This window comes from Mycobacterium sp. 050272, assembly GCF_039023525.1.
GTDB lineage: Bacteria > Actinomycetota > Actinomycetes > Mycobacteriales > Mycobacteriaceae > Mycobacterium.
Map to the genome: position 1 here is coordinate 87,359 of NZ_JBCHKV010000006.1, position 12,999 is coordinate 100,357.

Annotated in this window: 27 protein-coding genes; 12 read left to right on the forward strand and 15 right to left on the reverse strand. The window is 64.8% G+C overall.

The features are described 5' to 3' along the window. Positions 1-107: 107 nt before the first annotated feature. The 3 genes from AAHS21_RS14480 to AAHS21_RS14490 form a co-directional block, all read right to left on the reverse strand. Complete coding sequence (locus AAHS21_RS14480; protein WP_342928321.1) at positions 108-539, reverse strand: hypothetical protein; 432 nt, start codon at positions 537-539, stop codon at positions 108-110. Between the two features lie 74 nt (positions 540-613). Continuing rightward, positions 614-850, reverse strand: coding sequence for a hypothetical protein (locus AAHS21_RS14485; RefSeq protein ID WP_342928322.1), 237 nt, complete (start codon positions 848-850; stop codon positions 614-616). Continuing rightward, positions 847-1,140, reverse strand: coding sequence for a hypothetical protein (locus AAHS21_RS14490; protein WP_342928323.1), 294 nt, complete (start codon positions 1,138-1,140; stop codon positions 847-849). The genes AAHS21_RS14485 and AAHS21_RS14490 overlap by 4 nt, the downstream gene beginning before the upstream one ends. Positions 1,141-1,209: 69 nt before the next feature. On the opposite strand from AAHS21_RS14490, the gene AAHS21_RS14495 reads away from it, so the two are divergent. The 4 genes from AAHS21_RS14495 to AAHS21_RS14510 are packed head-to-tail and all read left to right on the forward strand — an operon-like array spanning position 1,210 to position 3,856. After that, positions 1,210-2,505, forward strand: coding sequence for a hypothetical protein (locus AAHS21_RS14495; RefSeq protein WP_342928324.1), 1,296 nt, complete (start codon positions 1,210-1,212; stop codon positions 2,503-2,505). Positions 2,506-2,547: 42 nt separating this feature from the next. Next, positions 2,548-2,808, forward strand: a complete 261-nt coding sequence (locus tag AAHS21_RS14500; protein WP_029367908.1) for a helix-turn-helix domain-containing protein — start codon at positions 2,548-2,550, stop codon at positions 2,806-2,808. Continuing rightward, positions 2,805-3,476, forward strand: coding sequence for a hypothetical protein (locus tag AAHS21_RS14505; protein ID WP_342928325.1), 672 nt, complete (start codon positions 2,805-2,807; stop codon positions 3,474-3,476). The genes AAHS21_RS14500 and AAHS21_RS14505 overlap by 4 nt, the downstream gene beginning before the upstream one ends. 38 nt (positions 3,477-3,514) lie before the next feature. Next, positions 3,515-3,856 carry a hypothetical protein gene (locus AAHS21_RS14510; protein ID WP_342928326.1) on the forward strand — a complete coding sequence of 114 codons (342 nt, stop codon included), beginning with the start codon at positions 3,515-3,517 and terminating at the stop codon, positions 3,854-3,856. Between the two features lie 78 nt (positions 3,857-3,934). Here the strand turns inward: AAHS21_RS14510 and AAHS21_RS14515 are convergent, their stop codons facing one another. The 3 genes from AAHS21_RS14515 to AAHS21_RS14525 form a co-directional block, all read right to left on the reverse strand. Next, positions 3,935-4,192: a Txe/YoeB family addiction module toxin gene (locus AAHS21_RS14515; protein WP_342928327.1), complete on the reverse strand. Its 258-nt coding sequence runs from the start codon at positions 4,190-4,192 to the stop codon at positions 3,935-3,937. After that, positions 4,189-4,476: a type II toxin-antitoxin system Phd/YefM family antitoxin gene (locus tag AAHS21_RS14520; protein ID WP_342928328.1), complete on the reverse strand. Its 288-nt coding sequence runs from the start codon at positions 4,474-4,476 to the stop codon at positions 4,189-4,191. Before AAHS21_RS14520 ends, AAHS21_RS14515 begins: the two co-directional genes overlap by 4 nt. A 274-nt stretch (positions 4,477-4,750) precedes the next feature. After that, the gene (locus AAHS21_RS14525) at positions 4,751-5,083 is read right to left on the reverse strand and encodes a hypothetical protein (RefSeq protein WP_342928329.1); all 333 of its coding nucleotides are present in this window, start codon (positions 5,081-5,083) and stop codon (positions 4,751-4,753) included. Here AAHS21_RS14525 and AAHS21_RS14530 point away from each other — a divergent pair. Both AAHS21_RS14530 and AAHS21_RS14535 read left to right on the forward strand, forming a co-directional pair. Continuing rightward, positions 5,070-5,240: a hypothetical protein gene (locus tag AAHS21_RS14530; protein ID WP_342928330.1), complete on the forward strand. Its 171-nt coding sequence runs from the start codon at positions 5,070-5,072 to the stop codon at positions 5,238-5,240. The two genes, AAHS21_RS14525 and AAHS21_RS14530, sit on opposite strands and share 14 nt — an antisense overlap. Positions 5,241-5,301: 61 nt before the next feature. Then, complete coding sequence (locus tag AAHS21_RS14535; protein ID WP_342928331.1) at positions 5,302-5,796, forward strand: hypothetical protein; 495 nt, start codon at positions 5,302-5,304, stop codon at positions 5,794-5,796. 11 nt (positions 5,797-5,807) lie between these two features. On the opposite strand, the gene AAHS21_RS14540 is transcribed toward AAHS21_RS14535, so the two are convergent. Genes AAHS21_RS14540 through AAHS21_RS14555 form a run of 4 tightly spaced genes read right to left on the reverse strand, consistent with a single transcriptional unit; the run spans position 5,808 to position 7,801 of the window. Next, on the reverse strand, positions 5,808-6,545 hold the full coding sequence (locus tag AAHS21_RS14540) for a hypothetical protein (protein ID WP_342928332.1): 738 nt from the start codon (positions 6,543-6,545) through the stop codon (positions 5,808-5,810). A 25-nt stretch (positions 6,546-6,570) separates the two neighbouring features. After that, positions 6,571-6,801: a hypothetical protein gene (locus AAHS21_RS14545; RefSeq protein ID WP_342928333.1), complete on the reverse strand. Its 231-nt coding sequence runs from the start codon at positions 6,799-6,801 to the stop codon at positions 6,571-6,573. Next, a complete protein-coding gene (locus tag AAHS21_RS14550; RefSeq protein WP_342928334.1) occupies positions 6,798-7,157 on the reverse strand; it encodes a hypothetical protein in 360 nt (119 codons plus the stop codon). Before AAHS21_RS14550 ends, AAHS21_RS14545 begins: the two co-directional genes overlap by 4 nt. Positions 7,158-7,210: 53 nt before the next feature. Further along, on the reverse strand, positions 7,211-7,801 hold the full coding sequence (locus AAHS21_RS14555) for a hypothetical protein (protein ID WP_342928335.1): 591 nt from the start codon (positions 7,799-7,801) through the stop codon (positions 7,211-7,213). A 48-nt stretch (positions 7,802-7,849) separates the two neighbouring features. Here AAHS21_RS14555 and AAHS21_RS14560 point away from each other — a divergent pair, with 48 nt between their 5' ends. Genes AAHS21_RS14560 through AAHS21_RS14580 form a run of 5 tightly spaced genes read left to right on the forward strand, consistent with a single transcriptional unit; the run spans position 7,850 to position 9,015 of the window. After that, positions 7,850-8,086, forward strand: coding sequence for an antitoxin MazE5 (locus AAHS21_RS14560; protein ID WP_342928336.1), 237 nt, complete (start codon positions 7,850-7,852; stop codon positions 8,084-8,086). After that, the gene (locus AAHS21_RS14565; RefSeq protein WP_342928337.1) at positions 8,086-8,430 is read left to right on the forward strand and encodes a type II toxin-antitoxin system PemK/MazF family toxin; all 345 of its coding nucleotides are present in this window, start codon (positions 8,086-8,088) and stop codon (positions 8,428-8,430) included. Before AAHS21_RS14560 ends, AAHS21_RS14565 begins: the two co-directional genes overlap by 1 nt. Further along, complete coding sequence (locus AAHS21_RS14570) at positions 8,427-8,606, forward strand: hypothetical protein (RefSeq protein WP_036423056.1); 180 nt, start codon at positions 8,427-8,429, stop codon at positions 8,604-8,606. Before AAHS21_RS14565 ends, AAHS21_RS14570 begins: the two co-directional genes overlap by 4 nt. Next, positions 8,603-8,785, forward strand: coding sequence for a hypothetical protein (locus AAHS21_RS14575; protein ID WP_036423054.1), 183 nt, complete (start codon positions 8,603-8,605; stop codon positions 8,783-8,785). The genes AAHS21_RS14570 and AAHS21_RS14575 overlap by 4 nt, the downstream gene beginning before the upstream one ends. Next, the gene (locus AAHS21_RS14580) at positions 8,785-9,015 is read left to right on the forward strand and encodes a hypothetical protein (protein ID WP_342928338.1); all 231 of its coding nucleotides are present in this window, start codon (positions 8,785-8,787) and stop codon (positions 9,013-9,015) included. Before AAHS21_RS14575 ends, AAHS21_RS14580 begins: the two co-directional genes overlap by 1 nt. Before the next feature lie 15 nt (positions 9,016-9,030). Here the strand turns inward: AAHS21_RS14580 and AAHS21_RS14585 are convergent, their stop codons facing one another. The 3 genes from AAHS21_RS14585 to AAHS21_RS14595 are packed head-to-tail and all read right to left on the reverse strand — an operon-like array spanning position 9,031 to position 10,627. Next, a complete protein-coding gene (locus AAHS21_RS14585) occupies positions 9,031-9,501 on the reverse strand; it encodes a DUF6283 family protein (protein ID WP_342928339.1) in 471 nt (156 codons plus the stop codon). Further along, positions 9,492-9,773 carry a DUF4031 domain-containing protein gene (locus tag AAHS21_RS14590; protein WP_342928340.1) on the reverse strand — a complete coding sequence of 94 codons (282 nt, stop codon included), beginning with the start codon at positions 9,771-9,773 and terminating at the stop codon, positions 9,492-9,494. The genes AAHS21_RS14585 and AAHS21_RS14590 overlap by 10 nt, the downstream gene beginning before the upstream one ends. Positions 9,774-9,775: 2 nt before the next feature. Next, the gene (locus tag AAHS21_RS14595; protein WP_342928341.1) at positions 9,776-10,627 is read right to left on the reverse strand and encodes a hypothetical protein; all 852 of its coding nucleotides are present in this window, start codon (positions 10,625-10,627) and stop codon (positions 9,776-9,778) included. 4 nt (positions 10,628-10,631) lie between these two features. Between AAHS21_RS14595 and AAHS21_RS14600 the strand changes: the two genes are divergently transcribed. After that, complete coding sequence (locus AAHS21_RS14600) at positions 10,632-10,787, forward strand: hypothetical protein (protein ID WP_342928342.1); 156 nt, start codon at positions 10,632-10,634, stop codon at positions 10,785-10,787. 49 nt (positions 10,788-10,836) lie between these two features. Here the strand turns inward: AAHS21_RS14600 and AAHS21_RS14605 are convergent, their stop codons facing one another. Then, a complete protein-coding gene (locus AAHS21_RS14605) occupies positions 10,837-12,153 on the reverse strand; it encodes a hypothetical protein (RefSeq protein WP_342928343.1) in 1,317 nt (438 codons plus the stop codon). 316 nt (positions 12,154-12,469) lie between these two features. Further along, a complete protein-coding gene (locus tag AAHS21_RS14610; RefSeq protein WP_342928344.1) occupies positions 12,470-12,988 on the reverse strand; it encodes a peptidoglycan endopeptidase in 519 nt (172 codons plus the stop codon). Positions 12,989-12,999: the final 11 nt, after the last annotated feature.

Below are 12,999 nucleotides of genomic sequence, written 5' to 3' on the forward strand. Positions count from 1 at the left end.
CTCCCCGGATTCCTGTCGTCGTGCGCCTCATCAGCAAGCTAGCAGGCCTAAGACCGGTTTTCCTCAAGCGTTGGCGGCCACCACTGCCGGCGCGCGGCAGGAGCTGGTCAGGCGAGGTGTTCGCGGACGGCCTGCTCGATGAACAGGGGTATGAAGTCGCGGTCGTTGTGGGTGTCGAAGTCGGCGTGGATGCGCCGGACGATTATGGCGATCGCCTCCGGGGCGACCGTGGGGTAGGTGATCCGGAGTTGAGCTACGAGGTTGTCGATGGCCGCATATTCCGCGGCCCGCGCGGTGTGCTGATCTTCGCTGTATTCGGTGCAGGGGGTGCCGCGGTGTTCGCGGTTGAAGGCGTCGTGTGCGGCGACGATGTGGTCCGGGGTGGCTTCGGGATGTTCGCGGGCGAGGGCGTCGATGGCGAGCCATGTTGTAGGGCCGAGCGCCGCGGTGTGGTGGGGTCGGCGGCCCCGGGCGATTGCCGCGCTGAGCAGCTCGCGGAAGATCTTTTCGGCCAGGTCGGTCGATTCTGCTGCGGGCATGAAGGCGAGGCTACGTGCCGGCGGTTACGTGTTAGCGACATGCATGTTGCGGGCCACGGTGCCTTGGTGGCGGTCTAGTTATGGCGTCTGGCGTAGCGCTGCAGTATCTCCCGGTGCGGCGCAATCAGGTCAGGGTCGTCGAGGTCGATCCAGGTGTCGGTGCCGATGAAGCCGTCGTATTGGCTGCTGAGCTGACCGAGCCGGGCCTGCCCACCGGCGATCTCATGGATCCGGAAGAGGCTCGGGTTGCCGTGCTCCTCGTACTCCGACTTGATCTGGACGAGGTCACCGACGTCGAATCGCCTCGTCATGTGGGGTCTCCTTGCCTGCGTGTGGTTTTCGCCCGATTGCCGCCCTGTGGGTTCGGCGCGGCGCGTTCCTGGCGGCGGGCAGGTTGGTGCCGTGGCGTGGTGGTTGCGTCGTTGCGGATTTGGCGTAGTCGTTCGCGGGTGTAGCCGGTGCGTCTGACAAGTTCGGCTTGGGCGCCGCGGGGGCCCGCGTCGAGTCGTTGGCGGATCACATCGTGTAGGGCTTCGAGGGCTTCGGCTTCGGCGGTGCGGGCCCGATGTAGACGTGTGAGGGCGCGGTCTAGGTCATCCACGTCAGTAAGCATAATCTATTTGGCCAACCACACTTGGCATATGCCAACTGCGTTTGGCATACTGGGGTCATGATCGCCCCGAGCCCACAGGCCGTCGAGACCCATGGGTGGGAGATCCCGGCCTACAAACTGGACGCCTTCCAGACCAAAATCGCCCAGGCCAACAAAAAGCTGGCCCGGGCCGGTCTGGACGCCCGTTTCGAGGTCTCCTACGAGGAATTCGAAGTGAAGAAGAACGTCTCGGCAGTCGATCGCTTCGTGGTGAGCGCGCATGACGCGGTGTATGTCTACGAGCCCTGGGTGCGCGCCACGTTGACGGGTCCGCTGACGCTGCGGCACGGTCATTTCACGTTTGTCGCCAGCTTGGTCTCCGAGGAAGCTGGCATCACCGTCCATTCTTCTCCCGGCCAGGAACTGGGCGGTTACGCCCCTAAAGGCACCAACGAGTGCGATCACTGCAACGTCGCCCGGTCCCGCACACGGCTGTACCTGGTGCGCGATGAGCGGGACGGCTCAATCGTCCAGTTGGGGCACTCCTGCATCGAGCTCTACACCGGTATCGCCCCGAAGGGGTTGTGGGCGTTGACCTTCGACGAGGATCTGGCGGACTTCACGCGTGACGATCTGGCCGGCGGATTCGGTCCGCGCTCCTACGGCGCTTCGGTCGACCTGGTGCTGGCGTATGCGTTCGCCCACGCGGACAAGGGCCGCGCCTACGTCCCCTCCTCGGGCTTAGGGGTCTCGACGGTCTCGCATGTCCGTACCAGCCTGTTCTCCGATATCAACCGGCTCAAGGAAGCCGACCGCGCCTACTACATTGCCAAGGGCGCCGAGGCGGCTACCTACCTCGCCGACACGGGTTTGATCGCCGCGATCAAGGCTGCCGTCACCGAGACCGCAGAGGATAGTGATTACGGCCGCAATCTGCGGGTCGTGCTGGCCGGTGACCATGTATCCGGCCGCAACGTGGGCGTCCTGGCGTCCCTGGTCAAGGTCTACGCCCGCCAGCAGCAGCTCGAAGCCGAACGCAAGGCCCACCCGGTGGTGGCCGGCTTCATCGGCGAGGTCGGCGAGCGGGTCAGAGACATCTCGGCGACCGCCAAGACTGTTGTGTACTCCGAAGGCGACTACGGCATGAAGACGTTCCTGGTCGCCATCACCGACGACGGGCACACCGTGGTGTGGAATGCCAGCAAGGCCCTCGACATCGAGGTCGGTGACACGTTCACGATGGGCGCGGCCACCGTCAAGGCGCACGAGAACTATCACGGGGTCGACCAGAGCGTGATCACGCGCCCGGCGAAACTCGCCATCAGCCCCGCGACGGCCGAGCCGGTCGCCGACCAGGCGTCACGGACCAGGTGATATTCCGTTGACGGCATATGTATCGCTAGTGATACTGGTCGCGTGGTGACAGAACGGCCCCTGGACCTCTCGGCGATCCGGCACGCCGCGAAGCTGACGCAGGTCGAGCTCGCGTCCGGTCTTGGTGTCGGGCAGTCCGCGGTGTCGAAGATCGAGGCTCAGCGCGACGTCCTGCTGTCCACGGTCGCGGGCTACATCCGAGCTGCCGGCGCCACGGCCCAACTCGTGGTCACGGTGGGTGACACCAGCCTGAACTTCGTCCTCGCACCTGACGGCGCACCGCGGGAAGACAGCCGGCCATGAGTTTCAGCGACACTGTCGATGCCACCCTTGCCGCCGCCCGCCGGCTACTAGGCGACGGCGCTGGACCCGACGACTTGCCACCGACACCGAAGGCCGAGCCGTTGTCCGTTCCGCCCAATTGGGCAGGACCGGCGGCCGACCGTGCGGCGACAACCACCACGCAGCTCGACACCAGGCGCACAGAACTGACGCAGCAGCGCGCGGCGGCCCGGCCGGTGATCGCCGAGGCGGCAGCGATCTCTCGTGATGCCCGCAAGGCCTTGGATGCCGTGGAATCGTCGTGGGCTCAAGACAAAGCGGTCTTCGGTAGACAATCGGGTTCTGCCTACGGCCAAGGGTCTCTGTTACAGGCCGGCGCGGCGCGGGTCTACGAGGCGCAGGAGATTGTGCGTGACGCCGCCACCCGCTTCGCGGCAGCAGCGCAGCGGCTACCGGCCATTGCCGCCGGCGACGAACCCGGGAAGAGGTCCGCCCGCGGCGGCGAGGATCTGAGATCCGCATTCGAACCTGTTGGCTTTCAAATCGCGCCGCCACAAGCGGGATTCGTGACGATCTGGTGCACGCCGGATGGGCGCGGGTTGGGTTTCATTTGCAAGTACTTGTGGCCGAACTGCTCAGTGACGAGCGGTTGGTCGCAATGGGATCTCACAGGAGGGCAGCCCTGCTGATGGTGAAAATCGAGAGTCGCGCGGACATGGAAGATCTCATGCGCACCACCGGGACCACGTTCGTGTTCGTCCCGCAGATCGCGGAGAATGCGGATGGGACGTGGACTGCGCGATACCCCGGGGCGGACTGGGACGTCAGCGGCCCGGACGAGGGGTCGGCGCGCGATCAGTTGGGTATCGAGCAGCGCAAGCGGATGGGCAGTGGCGCCGACGACGACTGGCAGATCACAGCGTTGAACCTGCACTTGGCCGAAGGTCCGATCGCAGGTGTCTATGAGCTGGACGCCGAAACCGCAGAGCGGGTGCACAATCCCCCGAATTTCGATGCGCTGCAGGCAGCGTTGGCTGAGATCGACGAGCAGCGCGCCCGACAGGGATAACTGCGCCTATCCGGGGCGAAAGATGCTTGGCCCTAGGCGAGATGAGGTCGGGCGTCCCAGGGGCGCGCCCTGCTGGTTTCAGTAGTGGTAGCGAGCCTTGAGGATCTTTATCTCCTCGTTGTTGGCGCGATATACGAGGCGGTGCTCGTCGTCGATCCGCCGCGACCAATACCCGGACAGCTCGCCTTTGAGGGGCTCTGGTTTTCCGATGCCCGTGAAGGGATCGCGTTGGATCTCGTTGAGGAGTCGGGTGATTCGTCGGGCCATCTTTCGGTCGGATGCCAGCCAGAACAGGAAGTCGTCCCAGGCATCCGGATCGAAGTTGATGTTCCTCACGCCTCTCCGCCGGCCATCTCCTGCAGTTCGCGAATCGTTGTGGTGTGCTCGGCCGATGATGCAGCATGGCCGGCCTTATCACGTGCGACTGCGTCCATGAGTCGGCGCGCATTCTCTGGCGAGCGCAGGAGGTAGACGGTTTCCATCCAAGAGTCGTAGTCGTCGGCCGACATGAGCACGGCGTCGCCTGCCTTGGAGGTGATGCGGACGGGTTCGTGGTCGTTGTTCACCTGTTCGAGGAGCGGAAAGAGGCGCTGACGCGCTTCGCTGGCGCTGATTGCCATGTTCCTACCACCTTGGATGAGTCGTACGAGGTTACCGTACCGCTATTGTACTGTACTCTCGCACTGGATATTTCCGGGCGGTTGTGAGGGCGTCCTAGTTCCTCGTGGTGCATGGCATGGCCGAGTTCATGACATTTTCATCCGTGATGCGCGCCGCCGTTGGAGCTGATGACCTGCGCGTATGCGCCTATTTGGCGACGGGGCGCGGGCAGTTTGAACGCGAAATGTTTCACCTCGGCACCTACACGATCTCCGCAGTCGATCCGCTGGCTGATCAGCGAGCTTCCCTGGCGCCGGCCCGCTTAGAATCGAGGCCATGGTTCAGACGCTGCATGCCAGCCACAACGGGAGTCTCTACCTGAAGCAGCTCCATGGAATTAACGACGTCGCGGATCTCGTCCGCGAGCACCGTCTGGAAACCCTCGCCAGTGCTGACCGGCGTATTGTCTTTTGGTTCAGCGCCCATCGCACCATCCGGCTGGTGAACCACCAGGCGGTCAAACTTCTGCTTTCCACGACGAATTTCACTGCGCGACAGGTGCCGTTGCTGCTCGGCAAATGTTGTGCTGTCCGGCCGCGACGCCAGCGGCGAGTTGGCGGATCTCACCGATGAGCAGGTCCGCTGGCTGGCCGACGTAGAACTCGGCGTCCGCGATGACTGGGTACTGGGCAGGCGGTTCGCCGACTACGTGCGCCAGCAGCGGCGGCGCTCCCGGGACGGAGAGGCGGCGCGCTGGGCGGCCCTATTGCAGCCGCCGGCGTGAGCAGAGACCGTTTGCGAATTTCCTGCCCGATAGTGCATCTGCAGTCTGGGAGACTGGACACATGACCGCGCTGAGTCCGTTTGATGGCGGCCGCCACTTGGCCCATCTCATGACCGATGCCGGAGTAGTTGGTATCCCGCGCTGGTCCGGTCAGTCCTCCACCGCTGTGGAGTTGCTTCCCGTCACCTTTGAGGGTGTGACGTCTTGCCCTGTCGACGTCTATCTCGTGGACTACGACCTGACGGTTCGCGCACCAGTGGATTGCCTTGCGCACCTTCATGAATGCGCTGAGGCCAGTTGTATGCAGGTGTGGCGGCGCGCCTTGCGGTGGCCCAGTCGCAGGCGTGGGCCGGGTCCGGATTTTTCGTTGTTCTGGTGGGATCGGGACGGTCCTGGTTCGGCGGTCCTCACCCACCGCGAGGACATCACTGAGCTCGAATACCCGCCGCGGCGGGCGTGGACGGTGATGTCGTTGACGTCGTGGAACATCGCGGACTGGCGAATCATTAATGGCCACACGTTATCTGCCGCATCCGCCGACACGCCGCGTGTGTAGGGCCCGGCAGGTCACCAATCCCACGGTCGCCGGATCGGCTCCAGCGTGGGGTCGTCGCGCTCAAGCCTGACCCGGATCTTCTCCAGTAGATCTGCCGTCGCTGGGTAGAGCCCGGGCTGGCGCCAGGCATCGTCGAGCGACCCGAGCGGCACGCGGCGGCGCCCGTCCAGATCGGGATGAGCCGGCGGATACATCTGGTGCGCCCGGCACTTCTCGTTGATGGCGAAGGTCGCTCCGTCGGCGCTGGGTAGCAGGAAATGTATGGGGTACCACCGGCCGAGCCACCGGAAATCCTCATCGTCGTAGCCCCACGCTCGCGCGAACGGCGGCGCCAGGAGATGCCCGTCTTTGCCGTACTTGGCAGATCCGTCCGGCCACACGTAGTCGGGTGACAATACTTCGACGATCTGTCGGGCGGTCGGCAGCTCGGACTCGCTCACCACGTCGACGGACACCGATTTGACTGGGCCGCGGAATCGGACACCGAGGTTCGGAAAATCCGGGTCCACCTCCGCCGCCAGTCCGCCGGGATCGACCTCGCACACCGCCTGGCCTCCACCGAGTGTGCTGAACGCCAATGCCACGTCCCAGGACGTGCTGGCGTACACGTACTCCCGGCACTCCAGCGGCGCGTTGGGCCGCGCCGGCAGCCCCCGCATCGCGGCGGTTTCGATCTTGCGGACCGCGAACGGCGCGGGGCACGCGCCTAGGCCGTGCCAATACCTGACACGGCCCCTCGGCTTATTCATGACCTATCCCCCATACTCGACGCTGTCACAACTGTGGGGCGAGGGCCTCTGATAGAGCGTCTGCGGGCAGGCGCTGCCACGCGGGGACGTCGCGGTAGGCGACGAACAGGTCGGCGGCACCCGGTTCGCTCTCAAGTTCCAGGTTGGTGATTTCGGCGAGCGCCCCCGGAAGCCACGCCGTTTCCTGCCCGATCACACGCAGATCACCGTCCGGGCCGAAATATCCTGGTGCGTAGAGGCGTGTAGTCGTGGTCATCGTCGGTCCTTCCTGTTGGCGCTGTGGTCGACGTTGACGACGCGGATCCCCCACCGGCGCGTGGGGTCGATGCGCCGCAGGGGCGTCTGGTTGAACAGGCGCCGTGCGATCGGGTTGGGCCAGCTGTGATGCTTGTAGGCGTACATCCAGTGCCCAGCCAGCCATAGCGTGAGTCCACCGACGAACGCTGCGAAACATGTTGCAGCGGCCCCCAATTGGTTGTGGGTGCCGTAGACGACCGTGCCCACCAAGCCCAGTAGTGCGAAGAACAGGCCGAAGATGCGGGCGATGATCGAGCCGAACAGCCACGCGGCCAGTGCGACCACGACGGCGCCGGCGAGGTAGGCAAAGATCATTTTTCAATCATCACCCAAAATCGGTGGATCAGCGCGCACCTGTTTGTGGCGGGTCAGTTCTCGCCGGGCTGGCCGGGGAAGGCGGGTCGGTGGGAGGGCCGCACGCTGATGTCGGGTCCACGGGTCTGTGGGGTTGTCACGTTCGGGCGCTCCGGGCTCGGGGTGCGCGGGTAGTAGGTGCGTGGGTAATTCGGCTGCGCCGGCGGCGGCTCCTCGCTCGGCGGAGGCGGCGGGGGTGGGGGCGGCGGTGCGCTGGTCACCGGCGTCGTCGTGGCTGTCGGGGATGTCGACGTCGGCGGCGCCGGTGCGGGATTGTCGCGGGCGGAAGGTTCGCGGGTCATCAAGATCACGACCGCAGCGATGAGGGCGAGCAGGGCCACGAGCATGACAGCCAGGATGGCCGTTGTTCGACGGTTCGGGGTCCATGACGCTCTCGGAGTGCGGACCGCGGTGGTGAGGCCGATGTCGGTGCCCCAGGGATCGTGGTTGGTGACTGTGGGTGTCGTCCAGGCGGCGGGGTCGGGAGGCGCGGATCCCCTCCAGAGGTCCGGGTCGGTGGCCGGGTCCAAGTCGCGGATCAGTGGGGGCCGCGACGGCGGCTCGCCGGTGCGGGGAGGGGAAGAGGTATCGACTGGTTTATCCACCTGCCCCACCCTCTAGCCGTCATGCCATATTGACGCCATAATTGTGGCATGGCGCGCGTGCGACTGTCCACGACAGTGGATGCCGACCTGATCGGTGCTGCCCGGCAGCTACGCCCTGGTACGAAAGACGCGCCGTTGGTGGACGAGGCCCTGCGGGCACTGTTGGCGGTGCATCGTGCGGCCGAGATCGACATCGGCTACCGCGTTTATGACGAGCAGCCGCTCGACCAGCCCGACGAGTGGGGCGATCTTGCTTCGTGGCGGCGCGCCGCCGGTGCATCGTGATGACGGGCGTGCCTGGGCGCGGTGAGGTGTGGTGGTGCGAGCTGGCTGATGTTGGTCGGCGTCCGGTAGTCGTTCTGTCACGTGACGCCGCGATCCCCCGCCTTCGTCGTGCGCTGGTGGCGCCGTGCACGACGACGATTCGAGGATTGGCTAGTGAAGTTGTTCTTGAGCCTGGAGCGGATCCGATACCTCGGCCGGCCGTGGTGAATCTGGACTCGGTGGAGAGCGTGTCTCTTGCCATGCTCGTGGAGCGTGTTGGCCGGCTTTCAGATCACCGTATGCGTGCGGTGTGTGCGGCGTTAAACGTCGCTGTCGCTTGTGATTTCGGAGGTGGTGTGACATGACAGATATCGGTACGCTGCCGTATTCGGTGTTGTACACCGCGGCGCGCGATCTCGGCTACACCGAGTTGGACGCGATGCGTTACGCCAGTGAACCTGACCTGTTCGCGGCCGACCATCCCGACGACGTGGTTGAGCTGCTCGACGCCGAGGGTGAAGAAGGCAGCAGACCACAGTGAGCCCGAGTAGCGGCGGCGGGTACTGGGTGATCAGCGTTAACCGAGAGACCGGACAGGCCAGCACGTCCGATCTGTTCGACGACGCGGACGCTGCCTGGCAGCACAGCATCAAAATCGAAACGCCCGAGATCTACACCACGGTGGTCGCCCGCCGTGTCAGACCGCGCAAGGACGGCTGATGACTGAGCCGAACGTGTCCAGGGTGAAACCGCGGAATCCGGGTGTGCGCTTGAAGGATCTCGTCTGGCTCGTGCGTGTTCCGCACGCACCGGCGCAGACCATGGCGTTCACTGCGGACGAAGAAGATCTGGCCCGGCAGCACGCAGACCAGCATGGGGGCATTCTTGTACCACTGCCGGTGCCGGATCCGGTGTGGGATTGGGATGCCGGCCGCCGGCATGGAAGTTGACCCCGCGGCAAAACCTTAAGCGGTGCTGTCACCCAGGGTTGTTGTGTCGCTGCGGCGTTCGGCGATTTTGTTCATGATTTCACAGGCCTTTATGCCTGGGGTGTCGATGTCGCGCAGGCCGTGGTCGGCGGCCGCGGCGCCGGAGGTGAATAGTGGCACCGATGTGGTTGTGGTCGTACGGTTGACGTCTAGTTCGGCGCCGTCGATGATGCCGCGGGCGGCGGCCAGGCGCAGGGCGAGCAGGTCGCTGCCGTGGCAGCCGACCCAGCCGGCGCACACTCGCGCTCTGGGGTCATCAGCGCTGGTTTGGTGGCAGAGGAATAGGTGTGGCGGCTGGAATGGGGTGTCTGCGTCGTAGGCGGGTAGTTTGGCGTACTCCTCGGCGGCCCAGATTCCGCTCGGGACGTCGCGGCGGTATGGACACGAGGCGCACGGTTGTGGCGCTGGTCCACGTACCTGGCAGTTGGGCTTCTGCGTCAGTCGCATTGGGCCATCCGTTTTTCCATGAGTGCGAGGGCTTCGGCGCTGAACACACCGATGGGTACCGCGCCTAGCCTGATGGCGGCGGTGCGTAGCCGGTCGGTGACGTCGTAGTGCGATTCCCAGGTGCCGGGCTTTTGCGCCCATTCCTGTTTGAGTCCAAGCCTTTTGGCGAAGGTGTGTAGTTCGTCGTCGGTGTCGGCCATGAGGTGTGACCAGCGCGCGGAAATGCCGTTCACTTTGGCTGGTAGGCGCATGTCGTCGACGTAGACGGTCAATTCTAGGAGGCCTCGTTGTTGGCGCGTTCGGCGATAGCGGCCAGGTTGCGGTGTTCGAGTGCAGGCAGGCTCAGCAGGTGATTCCAGGAGGTGGGGACGGTGGTGAGCTTGGTCATTTCCCGTGTGATCGCGTCGGTGATGCTGGTCCACATCGGTTTCGGTGTGGATGGGTGGGCGAGTTGGCTGACGAGGGCGTGCAGCCGGCGCAGTGCGGCTCGTTCGGTCGGGCTGCGGTCGCTGACACCGGTCGCCGCGGCGTGGTCGTTGGCCGCTCCCCAGGCCAGTAGTGCGGCTTCGGCGGCGTGTTCGGCGGCGGTGATCTGGCGGGCGCTGGCTGATTCGCTGAGGGCCTCGGCTTGCTCGCGCAGGTCGTAGAGTGCGGCGCGGTAGGCGGCGGTTTCGGGGACGTTGAGGTCGCGTAGGACGGGCTTGGTGAGGTAGTAGGCTTCCAAATTCTGTTCGTAGGCAAGCCATTCCGCGTCGAGTTGGGCGAGGGCGGCGCGGACCTCGTCGATCCGTTTCTTGTTCCGTTCAGGGTCATCGGCGGTATCTTGGTTCGCGGTTCCTGGGCCGACGGGCGTGAGCGCCCGGATACCTGCAGGCTGGTCCAGGAGACGGCTGCGTGGCGGCCGGGTGATGGCGTGGATCGTTCTTTCGGTTCCGAGCGCGATCGCGGCGGTCAACACGGTGCCGGTTAATGATGGCGTCCCGGTTCCGCCGAAGGTGATGACATGTCCGACGAGGTCACGCAGCTGCGCAAGGAAATTCCCGAACATGTCGATCGCGAGTTTGTCTGACAGGACGGTCGGGTTTGGGTTCGCGGGGATCGCCGCGGCCGCGAGGTACAGACTCATGTAGGTGACGCAGGCCGCTACGAGCAGTTTCAACGCTATCTCGATCGGCCAGAGCCCCATCCGGATGACCGACGGCGCGGTGTACGGGCCTCCCGGCATCGGTCTGGTCGACGTTGTCCTCACGAAAATCCTTGCGTCCGGCCGGGTCGTCGCGGTGTAGGGGCCGTGCATCGTGGTCTCGTTGATCGAGCGTGGTCGCGGCGCGGCGGTCATGGCGTGCTTCCGTCCTTCCGGTGAGCCGAGGTCGTGTCCGTGGCTTCCTGACACGGCGGCTGCCCGTAGGCTGAGCGCTGTTCGATGGCCCGTAGCCGGGATTCCGATTCGATGACAGGCAGTTTGGCGATATCGGCCAGGGTGCAGGGCACGGTGGTCAGTTTGGTCATGGTGCGCGTGATGGCGTTGATGAGTTGCGGCCACATTTCTTTCGGGGTGGCGCGGTCGTTGAGCTGGCCGACCAATCCGTGCAGTGTTCCCAGGGCCGCCTCTTCGGACGGGCTGAGGTTTGTCACGCCGATCTTCAAAGCGTGCCGGTTGGCGGTCCCCCACGCTTTCAGTGCGTGTCGCGCGGCATCCTGTGCGGCGGCGATCTGTTCGTCGGTACTGGTGTCGGTCAATTCTTCGGTGCGGTCGCGTAATTCGGCTTCAGCTTCGCGGTACGTCTTGATGATCGGGTCGTTGAGGTTTCGCAGCTGCGGCTTCGCCAGGAACCACGCATGCGTATCCAGCTGGTACTCCAGCCATTCCGTGTCCAGTTCTGTGATCGCGACGTGCACGTCGGCGATTGCGCGGTGGCGATCGGCGGGATTCATCATCCGATCGGACTCAGGTCCGCGCATGGCCTGGCCTACGGACGACTGTGTAGCCGGGGCCTGTGAACCGCTCGCAGGTGAAACGGGAGACCGATTCAGCGCTGCGAGTTGAAGCGCGTCGTCGAGCGAGATCGTCGGATAGCGTGGTGGCCACACCAGTTCGCGTGGGCCACGCAGGTACGCGCCGCGTCGACGCGGAATCATCGCGCTGTAGCCGCATATAACGGCACCCGGGAGTGCGACCAGCAGCGGTACAAGGCCGGCGCCGAGCAAGAGGAAGAATCCCAGCATGCCGATGAGCGATAACAGCAGCGGTCCCCTATCGCGCAGGATGGAGGGCGGCTCGGTTTCGTCGAGGATCTGCTGAACGCGAGCGATGCGCTGGTCACCCGTGAGACTTGCCAGCAGCGGGTCGAGCAGAATCGCCTGTACCGGCCCAGTGGTCATCCATGGCTCATCACCGGCGCCGCCTCTCCCCCTCAGCTGGTCGAGGCAGTGCCGCTCAAATCGGTGGACGTAGCCCTCTTCGCGGGCGATCACGCGCGCAAGCGCCGGCGGGATCGACGGCGATGCCTGCACCAGAACCGCTGCATTGTCGAGTACGGCCCGGCATAAGGCCACCGGCGCGGCGGTGATCACCTCCTGGTCCTGAATAGCCGGCAGGTCAGTGTTGGCGGGGTCGGGCATATCCACGGTGTCCAGTTCCGTTCCGGGCATCGAAATCAAACGTGGTGTAGGCCTGGTCACGCTGTTACCGCGCTCGCTCTGGACCTGTGTTGCGAACAAGATCCTCGACTCGGCCGACAATCATGGTGCCGATCACGCGAAGCAGCGGCCTCACCGGAGGGGTCTCCGGGATCACTTCGACCCTGCGCGGGCTGGTACCAATGTCACCCATGTCAGTCGATCCTTCGGACCCGTTCAGGAGGTTTCAAGAGGACCGTCGCCGGGGGGTTTACCGCCGGCGAGCGGTGATCTTTCTACCTATGGTGCCTACGGCCACCGACAGAACTCGTCGGTCGCGTCGTGGCGCTCACGCCGATGTGTGTTCGGAGTAGGGCGGCCGGGCGATGATGATTTCGGGCTTGTCCGGCCCGTCTGGCGGCTTGGTGGTGATCAAATCCCGCTCGACTGTCTGTTCGTGGAAGACGGTGCCCATAACGGAGGCGATCACGCGGGTGTCGAACGGGGCCCCTGGCGTTACGAGATCCTCGGGGATCAGTGCGATCACCGTCATCATCCCGGTATAGAACGCCTGCTGATGGACTCGCTGAAATCCGCCCGGAGAGGTCCAGAACAGGATGTCGCCGGGCTGTGCGATCTCCCCCGCCGGCAGTCGCGTACAGCGGTCCAGCTGGACGTCGAGTGTTCTACCGATATCCGTGCCCGTGGCGGCATACACGACGCGGCGGGTGAATCCGGCACGGTCGAACCCGCCGTTGGTGGGTCCGTCCAGATCTCCGCCGCCGAAGACGTACGGGAGTCCGAGGTAGCTGTATGCGATCTCGACAGCATGTTCTGGGGCCGCCGAGTTGTCGGGGACTGAGGACATATGTCTACTAT